We start from the raw sequence: 19,174 nt of genomic DNA on the forward strand, positions 1-19,174 counted from the left end.
ACAAGATGACGCAAGCAACTAATAACGCTGGTAGCAACAATGTCAGTGCGACCCCGGTGATCGCGGTCGTGATGGGCTCGTCCTCGGATTGGGACGTGATGCAGCATGCGGTCGCGATCCTCACTGAGTTCGGCATTGCCCACGAGGCGCGTGTCGTTTCTGCGCACCGTATGCCTGACGAAATGTTTCGCTTTGCCGAAACCGCCAGAGAGCGCGGTTTGCGCGGGATTATCGCCGGTGCTGGCGGAGCGGCACATTTGCCAGGCATGATCGCAGCGAAAACCATCGTTCCGGTGTTTGGCGTTCCGGTACCTTCCAAGTATTTGCGCGGCGAAGATTCTTTGTTATCCATCTTGCAGATGCCTAAAGGGATACCGGTCGCGACTTTTGCGATCGGTGAGGCTGGGGCTGCTAATGCAGCGCTGGCGGCGATCGCGACCTTGGCCACTACCGATGCGGTGCTGGCGAGTCGCTTGATTGACTATCGCGAAAAGCAAACACAAATCGCGAGCGACATGCATCTGCCGCTATAAATCTGCTGCTACGGTGATGTGAACATCACCGCTAATTCGTATCTTGCCCTGCGTGCGCGGTTAACTATGCAGGGCAAATTTTTTTCCGCCATCTTAGAGCCATCATGGAAAACATTACATCTTCGCCGCAACGTGCCGCGCAATTGCCAAATTCTTCTTCAAGTTACCTCGGTATGCTAGGCGGCGGTCAACTCGGCCGCATGTTCGTACATGAAGCTCAGGCTCTGGGTTACAAAGTACTAGTGTTAGAGCCGGAAGCAGATTGCCCGGCAGGACAAGCGGCAGATCAGCATATTCAGGCGGCCTATGATGATCATAGTGCGTTGGCTCAGATGGCGGCATTATGTGAATCTGTCACTACCGAGTTTGAAAACGTTCCAGCCGCTAGCCTGGCTTGGCTGGCGCAAACGCGTTTTGTGGCTCCGAGTGCTGCCTGTGTTTCGATAGCGCAAAATCGGGTAGAGGAAAAACAGTTTTTTAGCCGCTGTGCATTGGAAACAGGCATCTATCCAGCACCGCATGCCGTGATCGCCAAGCTTGCCGACCTCGATGCCATCTCGGACGATTTATTTCCCGGCATACTTAAAACTGCACGTATGGGTTACGACGGTAAGGGGCAGGTCAGAGTAAAAACCCTGGAAGAGTTGCGTGATGCCTACCGCACTATGGATGGGGTATTGTGCGTGCTGGAAAAAATGCTACCGCTGGCTTACGAAATTTCTGTATTGGTGGCGCGTGGTGCTAATGGGGAGGCCGTGGTCTACCCTATCGCCGAAAACGTCCATCGCGAAGGAGTTTTGTTTACCACCACGGTACCTAGCCCACATGTCTCAGCCGAGGCTTCCACTCAGGCGCAAAATGCCGCACTCAAATTAATCGCGGACATTGATTATGTGGGCGTACTCTGCATAGAATTTTTTGTCTTGAAAGATGGCAGTATTGTCGTTAATGAGATGGCACCGCGTCCGCATAATAGCGGTCATTACACGATGGACGCCTGTATGAGTAGCCAATTCGCCCAACAAGTACGCGCCATGACCGGTTTGCCTTTGGGTGATGTGCGTCAACATTCTCCTTGCGTGATGCTCAATATCCTAGGTGACGTCTGGTTTGACGGCGAAACCTTAGGTTCGCCGGCATGGGATCAGATTCTCGCCTTACCTAGTGCGCATTTGCATTTGTATGGCAAAGCCGAACCTAGGCCGGGGCGCAAGATGGGGCATATTACTTTCGTCGCCAGCAGTATGGAGCAAGCGCAGAGCGATTTGCGCAGTGCCTGTCAATTGCTGGGCATTGCCTTGCGCTCCGAGTCTTGAGAGGCTGTTTTGGATACTCAAATTGAGCAGATGCAGATAGAGTTGGTCGCAAGGGAATTGGAAGCGGGGCATCTGGTCGCTTTCCCTACCGAAACCGTGTACGGCCTGGGTGCTGATGCGGAAAACCCAGCTGCAGTGGCGCGCATTTACGCTGCCAAAGGACGGCCCTCGAATCATCCTGTGATCGTCCATCTGGCGCCGGAAGCGGATCTCGGTTATTGGGTAAAACATATCCCCGCGCAGGCGCATGCCTTGATCAAGGCATTTTGGCCGGGTCCGCTGACTCTGATTTTGAAACGCGCCCCGCATATTCCTGATGCTGTATCCGGTGGTCAGGACTCGATCGGTGTGCGTTGCCCTTCGCACCCGGTGGCGCAGGCTTTGTTACGTAGTTTTAAAGGCGGTAAGGGCGGCATTGCCGCTCCTTCCGCGAATAAATTCGGCCACGTTAGCCCGACCACGGCGCAGCATGTCATCAATGAATTTGAGCAAGAAACCAAGAGTGGCGGGCTAATTGCCGCAGTGCTGGACGGTGGTCAAAGCGAGGTCGGGATAGAATCAACCATACTTGATCTGACCCGGCTCGATAGTCATGGCCCAGTCTTGCTGAGACCGGGGCATATTTCTGCCAGTCAGTTAGCTGCCGTGTTGGGTGTCATGCCGCTGGCCGCCGATGTCGCGGCACCGCGCGCTTCTGGCACGCTCGATGCGCACTACGCACCGAATACGCCAGTGACCTTGATCGCGTCCGAAGAAATCGATGCCTGCGTCGACAATCTGCTGGCCGCCGGTAAACGCGTTGCCGTGATGGCGAATCGCGAACTGGCAAACACCAAGGCACTGGCAGCGTTTCAGCGCATGCCGGCCGATGCTGTGCCCTATGCGCATGATCTGTATGCGGCTTTACGCAATCTCGATCTGGCCGCTGCCGACGTCATCTTGGTGCAAGCCTTACCGCAAGACAAAGCCTGGCAAGGCGTGAATGATAGATTGCAGCGCGCTGCATTTGATACGCGCCATGTGCTGGCCCAGCTTTTGGCTAAAGCTTGATTCTTGAGCTGGCGCTTTATTTGTAAATAAGTTTCATCGCCAGGATAAACAGCGCCAACATCAGGGTAATGAAATTGGCGATGATGATAGGCCAGGCTTGTAGCAAAACCCCGTAAGCTAGCCATAAGCAGATGCCGCTCACTAGGATGATATACATGCCTAGTGAGACGCCGTTGGCGTGTTTGTTTTTCCAGGTCAGCCAGGCTTGCGGGACGAAGGCGCTAGTGGTTAAGAAGGCGGCAAAATAACCGACAATATCGATGAGTGGCAGTGTCATTGGGTGAAGTCGAAAAATGGTGAGCAAGTCAGTGCCAGCATTTTAAATGCGATAAATTTGGCCTGAAACTTCTTGGTTTTATTTACTTGAGGGAAGTAGGAACTGGCCAGAGTGAAATACTAGCGGAGCTTGCGCGGTAAATTCACAGCGCTCAACCTCACCGACAAAAATAACATGATCGCCTTCTGGATAACGGCTGCGGTTATGACATTCAAACCAGGCGGAAACCCCGTTCAAAATAGGGTGGCCGGTATGTGACAGGCTGTACTCGACTCCCTCAAATCTATCTTTCTTCTTGCTGGCAAATTGCTCTGCCAGAGCAGCTTGCTCGGACGACAGAATGTTGACAACATAGTGAGAGTTGCCGCTAAAAACTGGCATGCTAGAGGCCGTATTGGCCAGGCTCCAGAGTACTAAAGGCGGATCGAGTGACACCGAATTGAAGGAACTGGCAGTCAATCCCAGAAATGTGCCATCAGCCAGTCGCGTGGTGATGACGGTCACACCAGTGGCAAATTGCGATAGGGCATTGCGGAAGTGGCGGGTGTCAAATTCGCGTTTTTCGGCGCGGGGAGAGCGAGTGTGCATCAATTTTCCATATTTATTTGTAGTCATTATCCCAGATTTTTCATGCAAGCATGCTGTGCTCAGACTATCCTGAAGCAAAGCCTCGCTTGTGTTAAACTTGCGCCCTCATTTATTTCAAGTTGCACTTTGTAAGTGCTTGATTTTTAAGTTTATTTAAACGGGATAATCTTCATGTTCAGAATAAAAATGTTGGCTAAGCTGCTAGTGACGATGGTCTTGGCTGGTTTTGCAATGGCTGCCCTGGCTGAAGGCCGCGAATTTCCGGCAAGCGCCAAACGCGCTGAGTTGAGCATTACCAAGCTTGGCGATCTGCTCATCGATGGAAAACTGAGGGAAACGAGCCCAGCGACGCGGGTCTTTAATGAAGAAGGTTTGATAGTCACCACCAGCAATCTCGATAGCGTGAAGGCCCCGATTTTGTACACTGAAACCGAGATCGGTGAGATTCAGCGTATCTGGTTGCTAACAAAGCTAGAGGCGATACAGTACAAGCCGAAAAAGCGCTAGTCGCTTAGCTAGTCACTTAAATACAGGACTTACGCAAAAGCGTCGCACCAGTTTCGGTTTGAATAGAATCAGTAAAATTTACAAAAAAGTAGTGTAGAGAATTTCATGCAAAAAAAAGTATTTATTAAAACCTTCGGCTGCCAGATGAACGAGTATGACTCGGACAAAATGCAGGATGTGCTGCAAGCGGCAGAAGGCATGATCAAAACCGATAAGCCGGAAGAGGCTGATGTAATTTTGCTCAACACCTGTAGCGTGCGCGAAAAAGCCTCGGAAAAAGTGTTTTCCGATCTGGGTCGTTTGCGCGAACTTAAGCTAAATAAACCCGGTTTGCTCATCGGTGTTGGCGGTTGTGTTGCCTCGCAAGAAGGTGCTGCCATCATCAAGCGGGCCCCGTATGTCGATCTGGTATTCGGTCCGCAAACTTTGCACCGACTGCCGCAATTGATTAACGAGCGCGTGCGCAGCGGCATTTCGCAAGTTGATATTAGCTTTCCTGAAATAGAAAAATTTGACCACCTGCCGCCAGCCAAGGTCGATGGCGCCACCGCCTTCGTCTCTATCATGGAAGGTTGCAGCAAATATTGCAGTTATTGCGTGGTGCCTTACACCCGTGGCGAAGAAGTCTCGCGTCCGTTTAACGATGTGCTAGCTGAAGTGGCTGGTCTGGCCGCGCAGGGCGTTAAAGAAATCACTTTGCTGGGACAAAATGTCAACGCCTACCGCGGCGTGATGGACGATGGTGAGGTCGCCGATTTTGCCCTGTTACTGGAATATGTGGCCGAGTTCCCTGAGATAGAACGTATCCGCTTTGTCACTAGCCATCCTAAAGAATTTACTCAGCGACTGATCGATGCCTACGGCAAGATCCCCAAACTGGCTAATCACGTATTTTTGCCAGCGCAACATGGCTCTGACCGTATCTTGTCGGCTATGAAGCGCGGCTATACCTCGCTAGAATACAAATCGGTAGTGCGGCGCTTGCGCGCAGTGCGTCCCGATATTGCGATTTCTTCCGACTTTATCGTTGGCTTTCCTGGTGAGACCGAGCAAGATTTTGATGCGTTGATGAAGCTCATTCACGACATAGAATTCGATAATAGTTTTAGTTTTATCTTCAGTCCACGCCCTGGCACACCAGCAGCCAATCTGGAAGATGAAACCCCTTACGAACTCAAGCTCAAGCGCCTGCAGCACTTGCAAGCGGCGATCGATACCAATACCAAAAAATACAGCAGCGCCATGATAGGCACAGTGCAGCGCATCCTGGTAGAAGGTCCTTCAGTCAAGGATGCCAATGAGTTGCAAGGTCGTAGCGAGAATAATCGTGTGGTCAATTTTGCCGGGCCTAAAGAGTTGATCGGTAGTTTGGTGAATACCCGCATTACCGAGTCATATAATTACACGTTGCGTGGTGAATTAATCGCATAAGTCTTCACGTGGCATGCGCAATATCCATGCGGCTTCGCAGGCTAAAATGGTCTACAACCCGCACCAGTTGTGCGTGATCGATTTTGAAAAATATTTATTTTGAAAAATACCCCCGTTCCCGTCCTCTATTTTAGCCCCCAGCCCCTGGATAATCTGAGGTTGGCGCATCTTTGCGGGCCTCTCGATGAAAACCTCAGGCAAATTTCAGCGGCGCTCGATTTGAGTATCTTCCGGCGTGGCGATAAATTTATTGTCAGCGGAGATAATGCCGAGCGTGGTTTGGAAATGCTGGAGCATTTTTATGCCATCGCTAAGAAAATCATCAGCATCGATGAAGTGCAGCTGGCGCTGGTCGAACAAAGACTGAGCAGCGGTCTGAAAAAGCAGAGCGATGTAGCAGCCAAAACCAAGCCGCAGAAAAAACTTAAAAGCCCAGACTTGGTCGCTGAGCTTGGCTTGGCGACCGATCTTAATCTGGTCGTGGCTTTGGATGAACAGGCCGAGTCAGCGCAGCTAGAAAGCCCGGTACTCAAGACCAGCCGCAGCGATTTGCGCGGACGTACTCCGCATCAGAACAACTATTTACACGCCATCGTTGAGCACGATATTACCTTCGGCATAGGCCCGGCCGGTACCGGTAAAACCTATCTGGCGGTGGCTTGCGCAGTCGATGCTTTGGAGCGTGATTCGGTCAAACGCATCGTCCTGACGCGGCCGGCGGTCGAGGCTGGTGAGCGTCTGGGTTTCTTACCCGGCGATCTGGCGCAAAAGGTTGATCCTTATTTACGCCCTCTGTATGACGCGCTGTACGATTTGCTGGGCTACGATAAAACCCAAAAAATGTTCGAGAAACAGGTGATAGAGATCGCGCCGCTGGCGTATATGCGCGGGCGCACTCTGAACCACGCTTTTGTGATTTTGGACGAGGCGCAAAACACCACGCCCGAACAAATGAAAATGTTTTTGACGCGCATAGGTTTCGGCAGTAAGGCCGTGATCACTGGCGACGTCACCCAGATCGATTTACAGCGCAATCAAAAAAGCGGTTTGGTCGATGCCTGTCAGGTGCTCAAGGACGTGCGCGGCATCGCCTTTGCGCAATTTTCCAGCGTTGACGTGGTGCGCCATCCGCTAGTTGGACGCATCGTCGATGCCTATGAAGAAGCGAATGAATTGCAGCATCAGCACAGCGCCGACATCGGTAATCTAAAACAGGCAACACCGCTTAGTCATCACTTACAAAATCATCATGGCCGCAAAAAATAAACTCACTTTATCCGTTCAATATCCTGATCCGCGTCTGCAAGATGTGTTGACCCGTCCGCTGCTACGCAAGACGGTGCAGGCGGCTTTATTCTTCCCCGCCGAGTTGACGCTAAGATTTGTGGACGCCGAAGAAGGCCGCACGCTGAACCGCGAATATCGCGGCAAGGATTACGCCACCAATGTACTGACCTTCGCCTATACCGAAGACACAGATGCTGAAGTTACCCAGGCCGACATCATCTTCTGCACTGAAGTGCTGGAGAAAGAGGCTGCCGAGCAAAACAAGACGGTGATAGAACACGCCCAGCATCTGGTGGTGCATGGTGTGCTGCACGCGCAGGGCTACGATCACGAAGAAGATGAAGAGGCTGAAGAAATGGAAGCCTTAGAGATAGAAATACTGGCAGGACTGGGTTTGGAGAATCCTTACCAATAAGTGTTGTCGCGCTAGCTTATTTTTTAGGCACAGCGCCAACGCGCATAGTCCATGCGGGTTTCCAGCCTGCCTGGCTTGTAAGCCGCATGGACTATGCGCGCTGGGCCATGCCTGATTTGAAATTGCACGTATTGCACGTATTGCGATTTAAGTTCATCCCTATCCTGAACGAGTGTTAAAGACAGCGTTCAAGAAGACCCCAAAATACCCGAAACCTTAGCGAGTTAACATGGCGATGTCATTTCTTAAGAAGCGTCAACGCACGGTCAATATCGGTGACCGCGACGTCGTCACATATGGCCTGCGCACCCAGTTCTGGCAGGATATTTACTACTACACGATGACTATCTCGTGGCCAGTGTTCTTTGTGTTTTTTGCGCTGCTGTTTGTTTCGCTCAATCTGGTATTTGCTGGGCTCTACATGCTGGGGCCAAATGCCATCGGCAATTTACTGCCAAATAATTTTCTCGGTGCTTTTTTCTTTAGCGTAGAGACGCTGGCGACCGTTGGTTACGGTGATATGCATCCACAAACCGTGTATGGACATGTCATCGCAACCCTGGAAATCTTCATCGGTATGTCGGGGATCGCCCTGATCACCGGCGTCATGTTCGCGCGCTTTTCGCGGCCGCGCTCCAGCATCATTTTTGCCGAGCATCCGGTCAGCCACGAGGTCGACGGGCGTCGCATACTGATGGTGCGGCTAGCCAACGCGCGCATGAATATTATCAGTGAGGCAGGCGCCAAACTGCGGCTGATACGCGATGAAAACTTGGTAGGTAGCGGTAATTTTCGTAAAATTCATGATCTACGTCTGGAGCGCGAGCAGCATCCTATTTTTATCCTGGGCTGGACCGTGATGCATGTGATTGATCAGAGTAGCCCCTTATTCGGTCTCACTGTAGAGGAACTAAAAGAGATGCGGGCGGCATTGATCTTGAGTATAGACGGGATCGACGACACCACCAATCAATCGCAGCGGGCGCGCCATTATTATCCTTGCGAGTTGATACGCTGGAGTCATCGTTATGTGGATATTTTCAGTAGCGATGCAGCGGGACAGCAGCATATACATTATTCCCGTTTCCATGAGTCAGAATTGTTAGATACCACGTTGTCAGAGGCGAAGGGTGTTTGAGCGTTTTTTTTCTGTGGTTTTGTTGCGCTGCAATAACAGAAGTGCAACTCTAAAATCTGTGCATTTGTGCCCGGCAAGGGCGGCTAATGCTATTGTGTGCAAATAAAAACACTTAAGGAGACTTAGTATGGATACGCTTAGAACCGTCGATCAATTGCTCAATCAATATGCAGAAAGCCACCGCAATCACGTGAATGAATTAATTCATTTTGTGTGCGTGCCCGTCATTATGTGGACCGTGCTGGGTTTGCTTTGGGCCGCGCATCCGGCGCTGGCGCTAGTGGCAGCCTTGTTAGCACTGGCCTATTATTTTTCGCTTTCAGTGCCCTTTGCTGTAGGGATGTGCCTGATGGCAGCGGCCATGCTGGCGATACTCTACCTGTTGCCGGCAGCAGCAGTATTGCCGTCCGCCTTGGGGCTATTCGTCATCGCCTGGATTTTTCAATTTATCGGACATAAGATAGAGGGCAAGAAACCGTCGTTTTTCGACGATTTGCGCTTTCTCTTGATTGGGCCTCTGTTTGTCTTGGGATTTTTATATAGACGCTTAAAAATTGCTTATTAGCATGCGGGGCAGGCGCTAAGTTTAGCGTAGCGTAGTGAGCCGCAGCAATTTCGCTATGGATGCACAAAAAACGGAACAAATCCGTCAACCCTTTGTCTATACAGACGTTAAAACAAGATATCACTAGAAAATAGTTCTGGTGAGTCGTTTCAAATAGGAGCTTACCGTGAAAAAAATTCTTATCTTTGCAGTCATCGCTAGCTTAACTGCTTGTGCCAGTCAGCCAACATCGAACAGCGTGTATCGTCCGCACCAGACGCAAAATGAACAGACCATCCGTATGGGCGTGGTTGAGTCGGTGCGTGAAGTAACTATCGATCCAGGTCAGAGTGGCGTCGGTACCGTGGCCGGGGCGGCTCTCGGTGGCCTGGCAGCAGGTTCTAGTATAGGTCAGGGTAATGGCGCGATCGCCGCTGGTATCGTCGGTGCGGTGGTGGGTGGCATGGTAGGCCAGAGCGTCGAGTCAAAAGTAAATAATCGCAAAGGTCTGGAGATTACCGTCAGACTCGATAATGGCGACATGAAAGCGATTACCCAAGACGCCGATGAAGCTTTTCGCGCAGGCGAAAGAGTACGTTTACTTAATAGCGGTGGCGTGACTCGGGTAACGCATTAAGGGTTTTTACTTAGTTTCAGATTGCTTTACACAATTAAAAAATCCCTCGCTATGCGAGGGATTTTTTTGTCGATAAAAATTTAAATTATTAGGGTGCATATGGACATTGATCCTTTGGAAACCGTGGAAAATCTGGATGAGGCAAAACCCGGTGATAGGGCATCCTTTCGCCTGAATATGCTAGTCGCGATCACAGTCGCTATTCTCGCCACTTTTATGGGTATCTGTAAGGTCAAGGATGACAATATTGTTCAGTCCATGCAGCAGGCGCAGGCGAATAAACTCGACCACTGGGCTTTTTATCAGGCGCGGAATATCCGTGAAGAAGTCGCCAAAGCTACCATTGTGCAACTGAAGTTGGCGGCCATGTCACGCACCGGAGCGGAGGCGTCTGCCTATCAGGCAGCGATTGCCGACTATGAAAAGGTCGCAGCTGAGCAGTCCCGTAAAAAGGAAGAATTAAAGGGACAGGCCGAGCAAGACCAAAAAGACTACGATGCGGCCAATTTCAAAGATGATCAGTTTGATTTATCTGATGCGCTCATTGCCATTGCAATCTCGCTGTTGGCAGTGACCGCTTTAACGCATCAAAAGTGGTTGTATTGGGGTGCTCTGATACCGACTGGTTTCGGTATCTTCATGGGCTTGTCAGGCTTATTGGGCTGGGCCGTGCATCCAGATAGTTTAATTCGTTTGCTCTCATGAAGACGCAATCTCCATGCGCTCCACAGGCCGAAAAGCGGCTGTAGGGCGCACGGATACTGCGCACTTGTTTTTGGGAACTTCTAAAAAACCTATACTCGGGCGCATCGCGGCGTTGCAAATCCTCGCAATACCGACGTATTGCTCCGGTTTGCGCCTTGCGCTGCATCCCGATTAACGGGTTTTTAGAAGTTCCCTTTTGGTGACTTCAAAAAACCTTATTTGGGCACATTGCTTTGCATCCCGATTGACAGGTTTTTCTAGCTTCTATTTTGGTCGTTTCTTTTCGGATAGTGCTGCTTTCGTTTCAGCGAGTCGCCTCGCTTAGCCAATAAAAAAGCCCACCGACTTCGGTGGGCTTTTTTTGGTCTAGCTGTCGCTTAGGATTTGACGTTCAGCAGCATTTCGTTGAGGCGTTTCACAAAACCGGCTGGGTCAACTAGTGAACCGCCTTCAGCCAGCATGGCTTGATCAAACAGGATGTGTGACCAGTCAGCAAATTTAGCATCTTCATACTTGAGTTTTTGGACTAAAGGATGATCCGGATTAACTTCCAGGATAGGTTTTGATTCCGGTGCTGATTGGCCCGCGGCCTTCAGCATGCGCATCAGATTGCCAGACAGCTCGTTGTCGTCCGCTACCAGGCAGGCTGGCGAGTCGGTCAGACGGAAAGTTACGCGTACATCCTTGGCTTTATCGGCCAACGCTACTTTCATCTTCTCAACCAGATCCTTGAACTCGGTCTCGGTTTCTTCGTGCTGCTTTTTCTCGGCTTCGTCTTCCAGTTTGCCCAGATCCAGATCGCCTTTGGCAACTGAGACCAGCTCTTTGCCTTCAAATTCAGTCAGGAAGGACAGCATCCATTCATCAACGCGGTCGGTCAACAGCAAGACTTCCACGCCTTTTTTACGGAAAATTTCCAGATGCGGGCTGTTCTTAGCAGCGATATAGCTGTCGGCAGTGACGTAGTAAATCTTGTCCTGGCCTTCTTTGACGCGGCCCAGATAATCGGCGAATGAGACGTTTTGCGCATCATTGTCGTTATGGGTCGAGGCAAAGCGCAATAGCTTGGCGATGCGGTCTTTGTTGCTGGCGTCTTCGCCTACACCTTCTTTTAAGACTTGGCCAAACTCTTTCCAGAAGCCCGCAAATTTTTCTTGCTTGGCACTAGAATCGTCTTCACCTTCGGCATTTGCCAATTCTTCAAGCATACCCAGTACACGCTTGGTCGAGCCTTCGCGTATAGCCTTGATGTCGCGCGACTCTTGCAAAATTTCGCGTGACACGTTCAGCGGTAGATCATTGGTGTCGATGATGCCTTTCACGAAACGCAGGTAGACCGGCATCAGTTGTTCGGCATCGTCCATGATGAAGACGCGCTTGACGTAGAGCTTGATGCCGCCACGTTTATTTCTATCCCACATATCAAACGGCGCACGGCTAGGAATGTACAACAATTGTGTATATTCGCTGCGGCCTTCGACGCGGTTGTGCGTGTGAGTCAGCGGTGCTGTGTAATCATGCGAGATGTGTTTGTAGAACTCTTCATATTGCTCTGGCGTGATGTCGTTCTTGTTGCGGGCCCACAAGGCGCTGGCTTGATTGACTGTTTCCAGTTCATCGCGCACTACCTGTTCTTTTTTCTCTTCGTCCCATTCTTCTTTTTGCATCATGATAGGCAAAGAGATATGGTCAGAGTAAGTGCGGATCACGCTCTTGAGTTTGTAGGAAGACAGAAAATCGTCTTCGCCTTCGCGCAAGTGCAGAGTGATCGCGGTGCCGCGTTCTGCTTTGGTGATCGCTTCTACACTAAAGTCGCCAGCGCCAGTCGATTCCCAGCACACACCTTCGGCAGCGCTAGTGCCAGCACGGCGTGATTCGACGGTAATCTTGTCGGCAACGATAAAGCCGGAATAGAAACCGACGCCGAACTGACCTATCATGGCCGCGTCTTTTTGCTGATCGCCAGACAGTTTGCCGAAAAATTCTTTGGTGCCTGATTTGGCAATCGTGCCTAAATGCAAGATCGCTTCATCGCGCGTCATACCGATGCCGTTGTCGGCGATCGTGATAGTGCGAGCGGTCTTGTCGAAACTCACCTTGATCTTCAGATCGGAGTCGTCTTCAAACAGGCTGGCGTCATTGATGGCTTCAAAGCGCAGTTTGTCGGCCGCATCGGAAGCGTTGGAGATCAGTTCTCGCAGGAAAATTTCTTTGTTCGAGTACAAAGAATGAATCATCAATTGCAATAATTGCGCAACTTCAGCCTGAAAGCCTAGGGTTTGTTTTTCTGACATGCTTACCTCAAAAAGGAGAAAGTTTTATGAAAAAATGACACTGAAAATACAGATATGCTCCGAGGTATGGGTGTTTGCTGGATTTTCAAGGCGTGTTTCATGTGGGGCTTACGCAAAATCGTCCCAGCGTTGTCGCACTTTTCATGCCGCACTCTATAAAGTCTTCTGCGATACGCCTGGCTAGAAGCATTTTGCATCAGCCTTAAAGATTGCTTGCGGCAACGCAACGCTTGGGTGTTCGTGTTTGCAGTGCAGAAATAAATAGTCGGCGTGGATGCAGGGATCTCAGTAAGGGCAGCGTGAGCATTTTTATGATCTTGTGCTTTTTCGGCTTGCTACTATCATGGTAATTCAGCGGCATTGCTCCGCTATGGCTGTGGTTTTAATGCCATTGTCATCGTGCGGTAGTCTATGTTTGGCAGAATGCTGGCTGGCATCGCTGTCTGGCTCCCGCCATTAAATTCACATTTAAGATGCATTAAGTTGTTTTGCATCGCAACATGTTATAATTGTGGGTTACCCGAATCATTCCCAAAGCAAAACTACAAATCATGTCCACTACAAAACGCGCTATACGCAACATCGCCATTATCGCCCACGTTGATCACGGCAAAACCACGCTAGTTGATCAATTGCTGCGCCAATCCGGTACTTTCCGTGACAATCAGCAAGTTGACGCTCGCGTCATGGATTCAAACGATATCGAAAAAGAACGCGGCATCACGATTCTGTCGAAGAACTGCGCTGTTGAGTACAAAGGCACGCACATCAACATCGTCGATACCCCAGGCCATGCCGATTTCGGCGGTGAAGTTGAGCGCGTATTGTCTATGGTTGATAGCGTTTTGTTGCTGGTTGATGCACAAGAAGGCCCGATGCCACAAACACGTTTTGTGACACGTAAAGCTTTGGCTCTGGGTTTGAAACCTATCGTTGTTGTGAATAAAGTCGATCGTGAAAATGCCGATCCTCAGAAAGCGGTCAACGCCACTTTTGAATTGTTCGACAAACTCGGCGCGACCGATGAACAATTAGATTTCCCTATCATCTACGCATCAGGCTTCAAGGGCTATGCAAGCTTGGTAGATACTGTACGTGAAGGCAATATGGATCCGCTGTTCGACGCGATCCTCAAACACGTTCCTGCACGTGAAGATGATCCAGATGGTCCTTTGCAATTGCAAATCACTTCCCTGGAATATTCTTCTTACGTCGGTAAGATCGGCGTTGGCCGTATCTTGCGTGGTCGTGTTAAGCCTTTGCAAGACATCGTTTGGATGAATGGTCCGGATGATAAGCCAACTAAGGCGCGTATTAACCAGGTCTTGACTTTCAAAGGTCTGGATCGCGTATTGGTTGACGAAGCACTGGCCGGTGACATCGTACTGATTAACGGTATTGAAGAAATCGGTATCGGTTCCACTCTGTGCGCTCCTGATTTTCCGGATGCTTTGCCTATGTTGAAGGTGGATGAGCCTACCTTGACAATGAACTTCATGGTGAACAATTCGCCATTGGCTGGTCGCGAAGGTAAATTCGTGACAACTCGCCAGATCCGTGATCGTCTGGATCGCGAACTCAAAGGCAATATGGCTTTGCGTGTAGTTCAAGCTGAGAACGATGATTCGACTTACGAAGTATCTGGTCGCGGCGAATTGCATCTGACTATCCTGATCGAAAACATGCGTCGCGAAGGTTTCGAATTGGCTGTGTCCCGTCCACGCGTGGTTTTCAAAATGGTTGATGGTGTACGTCATGAGCCGTTTGAAAATCTGACCGTAGACGTAGAAGAAGCCAATCAAGGTGGCGTCATGGAAGAACTTGGTCGTCGTCGTGGCGATCTGCAAAACATGGAACCGGATGGTAAAGGTCGTGTTCGTCTGGAATACCATATTCCTGCACGTGGCCTGATCGGTTTCCAGGGCGAATTCATGACATTGACACGCGGTACTGGCTTGATGAGTCACGTGTTTGATGAATACGGTCCTGTCGATAACACTAAAGGTGAACTCGGTGGTCGTCGTAACGGTGTATTGATTTCTCAAGATGACGGCGCTGCTGTTGCTTACGCTATCTGGAAACTGCAAGATCGCGGCCGTATGTTTGTTAGTCATAACGATCCAGTCTACGAAGGTATGATCATCGGTATCCATTCCCGTGAAAATGACCTGGTTGTGAATCCGATTAAGGGTAAGCAATTGACCAACGTTCGTTCTTCCGGTACGGATGAAGCGGTACGTCTGGTACCACCAATTCTGGTGAATCTGGAATACGCGGTTGAATTTATTGATGATGATGAATTGGTTGAAGTAACGCCTAAGAGCATTCGTCTGCGTAAGCGTTTCTTGAAAGAGCACGAACGTAAAAAAGCATCACGCGATTAATAGGTAAGCGATTTGCCATCGGAAGATCGATGGTAAAACACAAAAACCCGTTTGCTGCGCCACTGATGTGGTGTGACAAACGGGTTTTTTGTTTTTAGGACTTACGCAAAAACGCCCCAAGGTGGTTGCACTCGCCTTGCCGTACTAAAGTACAGTCTTCGGCGGCACGCCTAGCTGGAACAATTTTGCGTAAGTCCTAATTTTGTCAGAATTGACGTAAAACCTTGTTGTTAAATTTGATATGCAAAATAAACCGACTCACCGACAAGCACTATTTTTAATGATTATCGCCGCCACTCTGTGGAGTATGGCGGGCGTGTTGACGCGCCATCTTGAGGCCGCGCGCGATTTTGAGGTGACTTTTTGGCGTAGCTTGTTTGCGGCGATTTACGTTGCTGGCGCGATGCTGTGGCAGCATAAGGCCCAGGCGGTGCCGCGCTTGTTGGCAGTGGGGCGCTTTGGCGTCATATCTGGCGCAATGTGGGCCATCATGTTCTCGTGCTTTATGATCGCGCTGACCATGACCACTGTGGCCAATACCTTGATCGTGATGAGCGTCTCGCCTCTACTGACGGCCTTGTTTGCCCGCTTGTTTTTACATCAGCAGATACCGACACGCACCTGGTTGGCGATCTGTGTCGCCACTGCGGGTATTTTCTGGATGTTCATCGATGGCTTTTCGCAGCTCGACGCACGTGGCTTGGCCGGTATGGTCATCGCCATGGGGGTGCCGTTGGCCGCCTCAGTGAATGTGATTAGCATGAAGAAAGGCGGCCATGCCGTCGATCTGATCCCTGCGGTACTGATAGGTGGTGTGCTCTCCGCAGTGGCGATGCTGCCTATGGCTTGGCCGTTTCAGGCTTCGCTGCATGATCTGCTGATCTTGGCTTTACTCGGTTTCTTTCAGCTGGGCTTCCCTTGTATGCTGATGGTGCGTGCGGCACGTAGTTTGTCAGCGCCGGAATTGTCTCTGTTGGCCCTGCTCGAAGTTTTGCTGGGGCCGATCTGGGCCTGGCTCGGTGCGGGCGAAGTGCCGGCTCAGGCAACGCTGTTGGGCGGTAGTGTGGTGCTTAGTGCCTTGGTATTTAACGAATTGTTAGCATTGCGAAAAGCCTAAGTTGATCTAGATCAAGAGCCGGCGAGATCGGACTGCAAATCGCTGCGGGCAGAATTATAATCGCGAACATTTTTCTTTTCGGATTGCCTCGCTATGCTAAAAGCCCCTGAACTTCTGTTGCCCGCCGGTTCGCTGGCAAAAATGCATGCCGCCTTTGATTTTGGCGCGGATGCAGTGTATGCCGGTCAGCCACGCTATAGCCTGCGCGCCCGCAACAATGAATTCTCGACACTCGATGTCTTGCAACAAGGGATAGAGGGCGCGCATGCGCGCGGCAAATTATTCTTCGTTGCCAGTAATATTTTCCCGCATAACGCCAAACTCAAAACCTATATTAACGACATGGAACCGGTGATCGCTATGAAGCCGGACGCCATCATCATGGCCGATCCTGGTCTGATCATGATGGTGCGCGAAAAATGGCCGGAAGTGAATGTCCACTTGTCGGTGCAAGCTAATGCAGTGAACTGGGCCGACGTTAAGTTCTGGCAGAGCATGGGGTTGACGCGAGTGATACTGTCGCGCGAACTCTCGCTGGACGAGATCGAAGAAATCAAACAACGTTGCCCTGAGATGGAAATCGAAGTGTTCGTACATGGCGCTTTGTGCATCGCCTATTCCGGCCGTTGTCTGCTATCCGGTTACTTCAATCACCGCGATCCGAATCAGGGCACCTGCACCAACTCCTGCCGCTGGGATTATAAGGTTGAGAACGCCAATGAAAACGAAACCGGCGATCTGCAACAAATCATGAGAGATGCGCCAGTCGAAACCATTAAACTCAATTTCAACGAAGCCTTGGAAGAAGCCAATCAATCGTTTTCAGCGATGGGCGATATGCCGCGCCATCCTTTGGCCGACCGTCCTTATCTGATCGAAGAATCCGGCCGTCCTGGCAGTTTTATGCCGATACTGGAAGACGAGCACGGTACCTACATCATGAACTCGAAAGACTTGCGCGCTATTGAGCACGTTGCGCGTCTGGCCAAGATTGGGGTTGATTCATTGAAAGTGGAAGGCCGTACCAAGTCGCTGTATTACGTCTCGCGCACCGCGCAAGCGTATCGCCATGCGATTGATGATGCAGTGGCGGGGCGACCGTTTAACGAGCAATTGCTAGGCCAATTGGATGGCCTGGCCAATCGTGGTTACACCGACGGTTTCTATCAGCGTCATCACACCCAGGAACATCAGAACTACATGGAAGGCGTCTCGAAAGCGCATCGCAGCCAATACGTGGCGCAAGTCTTGAATGTGGTCGATGGCTGGGCTGAAGTCGAAGTGAAAAATCGTTTTGCGGTCGGTGATCAGATCGAGATCATCCATCCTTCCGGTAACCAGATCATCACCCTGGCCGAGATGCGCAACCAGCACAATGCGCCTATCAGCATCATCGGAGGTGCCGGCCATAAAGTGCGCATCCCGCTGGACGCAAAATACGATAAGGCCTTATTGGCACGCATGCTGTAAAAAACAGACCCTGCCAGAGCGCATATTCCATGCGCTTCTCCAAGGCATATGCCCGCCAACCCGCGTGGACTATGCGCGCTGGCAGGGGCGGCTTAGAATTTTATTTAGCTGCACTATGTCGCTTTAAGCGAATAAGGCTTCGTCACTTGTCCTTAGCGATTCAGGCTGGCGGATGACTGCTTGCAGGGCGCTTTGCAAAGAGGCGATAGAGGCGCCGCCGCGATAGCGGAAGTTGACGTCAATGATGTCGCCAGCTTTCACCTGCAATGCGCTTGGCAATGGCAACACCATGTAGTGATTGAGCCAGTCTATGGTGCTGTTTTGTTGCTGCAATACCGATAGAATATTCTTGGTAATGAAGCGCAATGCATTCAGCTTGCCGTCAGTGACCATGGTGAAGCTGCCTTCCCAGCTGATGATCAAATCTATGGGCGCGGTAAAATCGATGACGCTGTAGACCGCCGGTTCGGCCAGTTGCAGGCTAGTGGCGTAGATCGCATTGGTTTCCTGAAACTGCACGATAGGCGCGTTATAGCCTTCAAAATCGTATTCCTGCTGCATGGGTTGGACTGCCATGATGATCGCTTCTGGCATGAAAATCGGCAAAGGGCCTCCGAACTTTTCCAGGTAGCGCTGCTTGAAATTTTCTATCACTTCCAGCAGTTTTTCGCGCAGCATGGCGACATGGATCATCTCGCAGATCACCACGTCGACCGGTTCGGGCGGCAGGTATTCAAAAGCGTCGGCATGGATGACTTCGACCTTATCGCCATGCGTATTTTGTGCCAGCAGGCGTTTCGCCTCATGCACCATATCGGGATTAAATTCTACACACCAGACTTTTTCGGCTTGCTGCGCTGCGAACCAGGATAACACGCCGGTGCCACCGCCAAGTTCCAACACCTTGGCACCGGGAAAAACCACATGCTTAATCGCCGCCTTAAAGGCTTGCATGCGGTTGCTATCCATCAGCATATTGTGATGGTAGTGCAGAGGGATAAATTGGCCCAGGTAGCAGCTCTCGGCTTCGCGTTCGTTTAGCATGGTTTTCCCGTTCATAGTAATCACGATCTATCTCCTCATTGCAGTGCGAATTGCGTGTCGCTCATTGGGTACTACCAACTGAGTGCCAAACTGTATGCCTGTCAATAATGGAGAGCGTTCTGGTATCGATGACCGTTAGCCTGAGACCTTTGCAAGGGCAAATGCCGTAACAGCTAAACGATGGAACTGTCTTTGAACCGTCTACATTATCCCCGGACCGCTAAAATTTGATCAGCCGAGTTCGTTGGTTTTTTCCTTGCTATTGTGGGTTTTGACTACACACTTACTTCGATTATTCCGGCAATGCAGTAAAAACAGGTTTTCTTCATCTATACGTGAAATGATAGTGTAGGTGACATAGCGGAGAACCGTAGGCTGGCTGTGTGCTATTCGCCACTTGCGCGCTGGCCGTGGGCAAATAACGACGCCTGCATCAA

At 50.6% G+C, this 19,174-nt stretch carries 18 protein-coding genes; 14 read left to right on the forward strand and 4 right to left on the reverse strand.

The window, feature by feature from the left end:
• The first annotated feature begins 5 nt into the window (after positions 1-5).
• From purE to ACO0K8_RS13825, 3 genes are all read left to right on the forward strand, one after another.
• On the forward strand, positions 6-533 hold the full coding sequence (gene purE / locus ACO0K8_RS13815; RefSeq protein WP_422947235.1) for a 5-(carboxyamino)imidazole ribonucleotide mutase: 528 nt from the start codon (positions 6-8) through the stop codon (positions 531-533).
• 104 nt (positions 534-637) lie between these two features.
• Positions 638-1,849 carry a 5-(carboxyamino)imidazole ribonucleotide synthase gene (locus ACO0K8_RS13820; RefSeq protein WP_422947236.1) on the forward strand — a complete coding sequence of 404 codons (1,212 nt, stop codon included), beginning with the start codon at positions 638-640 and terminating at the stop codon, positions 1,847-1,849.
• 30 nt (positions 1,850-1,879) lie between these two features.
• Positions 1,880-2,899 carry an L-threonylcarbamoyladenylate synthase gene (locus tag ACO0K8_RS13825; RefSeq protein WP_422947312.1) on the forward strand — a complete coding sequence of 340 codons (1,020 nt, stop codon included), beginning with the start codon at positions 1,880-1,882 and terminating at the stop codon, positions 2,897-2,899.
• Between the two features lie 16 nt (positions 2,900-2,915).
• On the opposite strand, the gene ACO0K8_RS13830 is transcribed toward ACO0K8_RS13825, so the two are convergent.
• Together ACO0K8_RS13830 and ACO0K8_RS13835 are read right to left on the reverse strand one after the other, a co-directional pair.
• Positions 2,916-3,176, reverse strand: a complete 261-nt coding sequence (locus ACO0K8_RS13830; protein WP_422947237.1) for a SemiSWEET transporter — start codon at positions 3,174-3,176, stop codon at positions 2,916-2,918.
• Positions 3,177-3,254: 78 nt separating this feature from the next.
• Entirely contained in the window at positions 3,255-3,764 is a 510-nt protein-coding gene (locus tag ACO0K8_RS13835) for a flavin reductase family protein (RefSeq protein ID WP_422947238.1), read from the reverse strand.
• Positions 3,765-3,935: 171 nt separating this feature from the next.
• On the opposite strand from ACO0K8_RS13835, the gene ACO0K8_RS13840 reads away from it, so the two are divergent.
• The 8 genes from ACO0K8_RS13840 (at position 3,936) to ACO0K8_RS13875 (ending at position 10,428) form a co-directional block, all read left to right on the forward strand.
• A complete protein-coding gene (locus ACO0K8_RS13840) occupies positions 3,936-4,271 on the forward strand; it encodes a hypothetical protein (protein WP_422947239.1) in 336 nt (111 codons plus the stop codon).
• Positions 4,272-4,376: 105 nt separating this feature from the next.
• Positions 4,377-5,702 carry a tRNA (N6-isopentenyl adenosine(37)-C2)-methylthiotransferase MiaB gene (gene miaB / locus ACO0K8_RS13845; RefSeq protein WP_422947240.1) on the forward strand — a complete coding sequence of 442 codons (1,326 nt, stop codon included), beginning with the start codon at positions 4,377-4,379 and terminating at the stop codon, positions 5,700-5,702.
• Between the two features lie 96 nt (positions 5,703-5,798).
• Positions 5,799-6,968, forward strand: a complete 1,170-nt coding sequence (locus ACO0K8_RS13850; protein WP_422947313.1) for a PhoH family protein — start codon at positions 5,799-5,801, stop codon at positions 6,966-6,968.
• Positions 6,952-7,404, forward strand: a complete 453-nt coding sequence (gene ybeY, locus ACO0K8_RS13855; protein ID WP_422947241.1) for an rRNA maturation RNase YbeY — start codon at positions 6,952-6,954, stop codon at positions 7,402-7,404. The genes ACO0K8_RS13850 and ybeY overlap by 17 nt, the downstream gene beginning before the upstream one ends.
• A gap of 229 nt (positions 7,405-7,633) precedes the next feature.
• Positions 7,634-8,542 carry an ion channel gene (locus ACO0K8_RS13860; RefSeq protein ID WP_422947242.1) on the forward strand — a complete coding sequence of 303 codons (909 nt, stop codon included), beginning with the start codon at positions 7,634-7,636 and terminating at the stop codon, positions 8,540-8,542.
• Positions 8,543-8,669: 127 nt separating this feature from the next.
• Complete coding sequence (locus ACO0K8_RS13865) at positions 8,670-9,107, forward strand: DUF962 domain-containing protein (RefSeq protein WP_422947243.1); 438 nt, start codon at positions 8,670-8,672, stop codon at positions 9,105-9,107.
• 166 nt (positions 9,108-9,273) lie between these two features.
• Positions 9,274-9,723: a glycine zipper 2TM domain-containing protein gene (locus ACO0K8_RS13870; protein ID WP_422947244.1), complete on the forward strand. Its 450-nt coding sequence runs from the start codon at positions 9,274-9,276 to the stop codon at positions 9,721-9,723.
• Between the two features lie 99 nt (positions 9,724-9,822).
• On the forward strand, positions 9,823-10,428 hold the full coding sequence (locus tag ACO0K8_RS13875) for a DUF4337 domain-containing protein (RefSeq protein WP_422947245.1): 606 nt from the start codon (positions 9,823-9,825) through the stop codon (positions 10,426-10,428).
• A gap of 377 nt (positions 10,429-10,805) precedes the next feature.
• Here ACO0K8_RS13875 and htpG read toward each other — a convergent pair whose 3' ends face one another.
• Complete coding sequence (htpG, locus tag ACO0K8_RS13880) at positions 10,806-12,722, reverse strand: molecular chaperone HtpG (RefSeq protein ID WP_422947246.1); 1,917 nt, start codon at positions 12,720-12,722, stop codon at positions 10,806-10,808.
• A gap of 551 nt (positions 12,723-13,273) precedes the next feature.
• On the opposite strand from htpG, the gene typA reads away from it, so the two are divergent.
• The 3 genes from typA to yegQ all read left to right on the forward strand — a co-directional run bounded on the left by typA (position 13,274) and on the right by yegQ (position 17,693).
• On the forward strand, positions 13,274-15,106 hold the full coding sequence (gene typA, locus ACO0K8_RS13885; protein ID WP_422947247.1) for a translational GTPase TypA: 1,833 nt from the start codon (positions 13,274-13,276) through the stop codon (positions 15,104-15,106).
• A gap of 241 nt (positions 15,107-15,347) precedes the next feature.
• Positions 15,348-16,223 carry a DMT family transporter gene (locus ACO0K8_RS13890; RefSeq protein ID WP_422947248.1) on the forward strand — a complete coding sequence of 292 codons (876 nt, stop codon included), beginning with the start codon at positions 15,348-15,350 and terminating at the stop codon, positions 16,221-16,223.
• Between the two features lie 93 nt (positions 16,224-16,316).
• The gene (yegQ, locus tag ACO0K8_RS13895; RefSeq protein WP_422947249.1) at positions 16,317-17,693 is read left to right on the forward strand and encodes a tRNA 5-hydroxyuridine modification protein YegQ; all 1,377 of its coding nucleotides are present in this window, start codon (positions 16,317-16,319) and stop codon (positions 17,691-17,693) included.
• Positions 17,694-17,816: 123 nt separating this feature from the next.
• Here the strand turns inward: yegQ and ACO0K8_RS13900 are convergent, their stop codons facing one another.
• Positions 17,817-18,737 (reverse strand): methyltransferase domain-containing protein, encoded by a 921-nt coding sequence (locus ACO0K8_RS13900; protein ID WP_422947314.1) that lies wholly within the window; start codon positions 18,735-18,737, stop codon positions 17,817-17,819.
• Between the last annotated feature and the right edge of the window lie 437 nt (positions 18,738-19,174).

It is taken from the genome of Undibacterium sp. Ren11W, assembly GCF_049340485.1.
GTDB lineage: Bacteria > Pseudomonadota > Gammaproteobacteria > Burkholderiales > Burkholderiaceae_D > Undibacterium.

Bases quoted from the DNA above. Each gene is read 5' to 3' on its own strand.
- purE (WP_422947235.1), top strand. From the start codon at position 6: ATGACGCAAGCAACTAATAACGCTGGTAGCAACAATGTCAGTGCGACC.
- ACO0K8_RS13875 (WP_422947245.1), top strand. From the start codon at position 9,823: ATGGACATTGATCCTTTGGAAACCGTGGAAAATCTGGATGAGGCAAAA.
- ACO0K8_RS13830 (WP_422947237.1), bottom strand. From the start codon at position 3,176: ATGACACTGCCACTCATCGATATTGTCGGTTATTTTGCCGCCTTCTTA.
- ACO0K8_RS13900 (WP_422947314.1), bottom strand. From the start codon at position 18,737: ATGCTAAACGAACGCGAAGCCGAGAGCTGCTACCTGGGCCAATTTATC.
- ACO0K8_RS13820 (WP_422947236.1), top strand. From the start codon at position 638: ATGGAAAACATTACATCTTCGCCGCAACGTGCCGCGCAATTGCCAAAT.
- ACO0K8_RS13835 (WP_422947238.1), bottom strand. From the start codon at position 3,764: ATGCACACTCGCTCTCCCCGCGCCGAAAAACGCGAATTTGACACCCGC.
- htpG (WP_422947246.1), bottom strand. From the start codon at position 12,722: ATGTCAGAAAAACAAACCCTAGGCTTTCAGGCTGAAGTTGCGCAATTA.
- ACO0K8_RS13860 (WP_422947242.1), top strand. From the start codon at position 7,634: ATGGCGATGTCATTTCTTAAGAAGCGTCAACGCACGGTCAATATCGGT.
- yegQ (WP_422947249.1), top strand. From the start codon at position 16,317: ATGCTAAAAGCCCCTGAACTTCTGTTGCCCGCCGGTTCGCTGGCAAAA.
- ybeY (WP_422947241.1), top strand. From the start codon at position 6,952: ATGGCCGCAAAAAATAAACTCACTTTATCCGTTCAATATCCTGATCCG.
- ACO0K8_RS13825 (WP_422947312.1), top strand. From the start codon at position 1,880: ATGCAGATAGAGTTGGTCGCAAGGGAATTGGAAGCGGGGCATCTGGTC.
- miaB (WP_422947240.1), top strand. From the start codon at position 4,377: ATGCAAAAAAAAGTATTTATTAAAACCTTCGGCTGCCAGATGAACGAG.
- ACO0K8_RS13840 (WP_422947239.1), top strand. From the start codon at position 3,936: ATGTTCAGAATAAAAATGTTGGCTAAGCTGCTAGTGACGATGGTCTTG.
- typA (WP_422947247.1), top strand. From the start codon at position 13,274: ATGTCCACTACAAAACGCGCTATACGCAACATCGCCATTATCGCCCAC.
- ACO0K8_RS13890 (WP_422947248.1), top strand. From the start codon at position 15,348: ATGCAAAATAAACCGACTCACCGACAAGCACTATTTTTAATGATTATC.
- ACO0K8_RS13865 (WP_422947243.1), top strand. From the start codon at position 8,670: ATGGATACGCTTAGAACCGTCGATCAATTGCTCAATCAATATGCAGAA.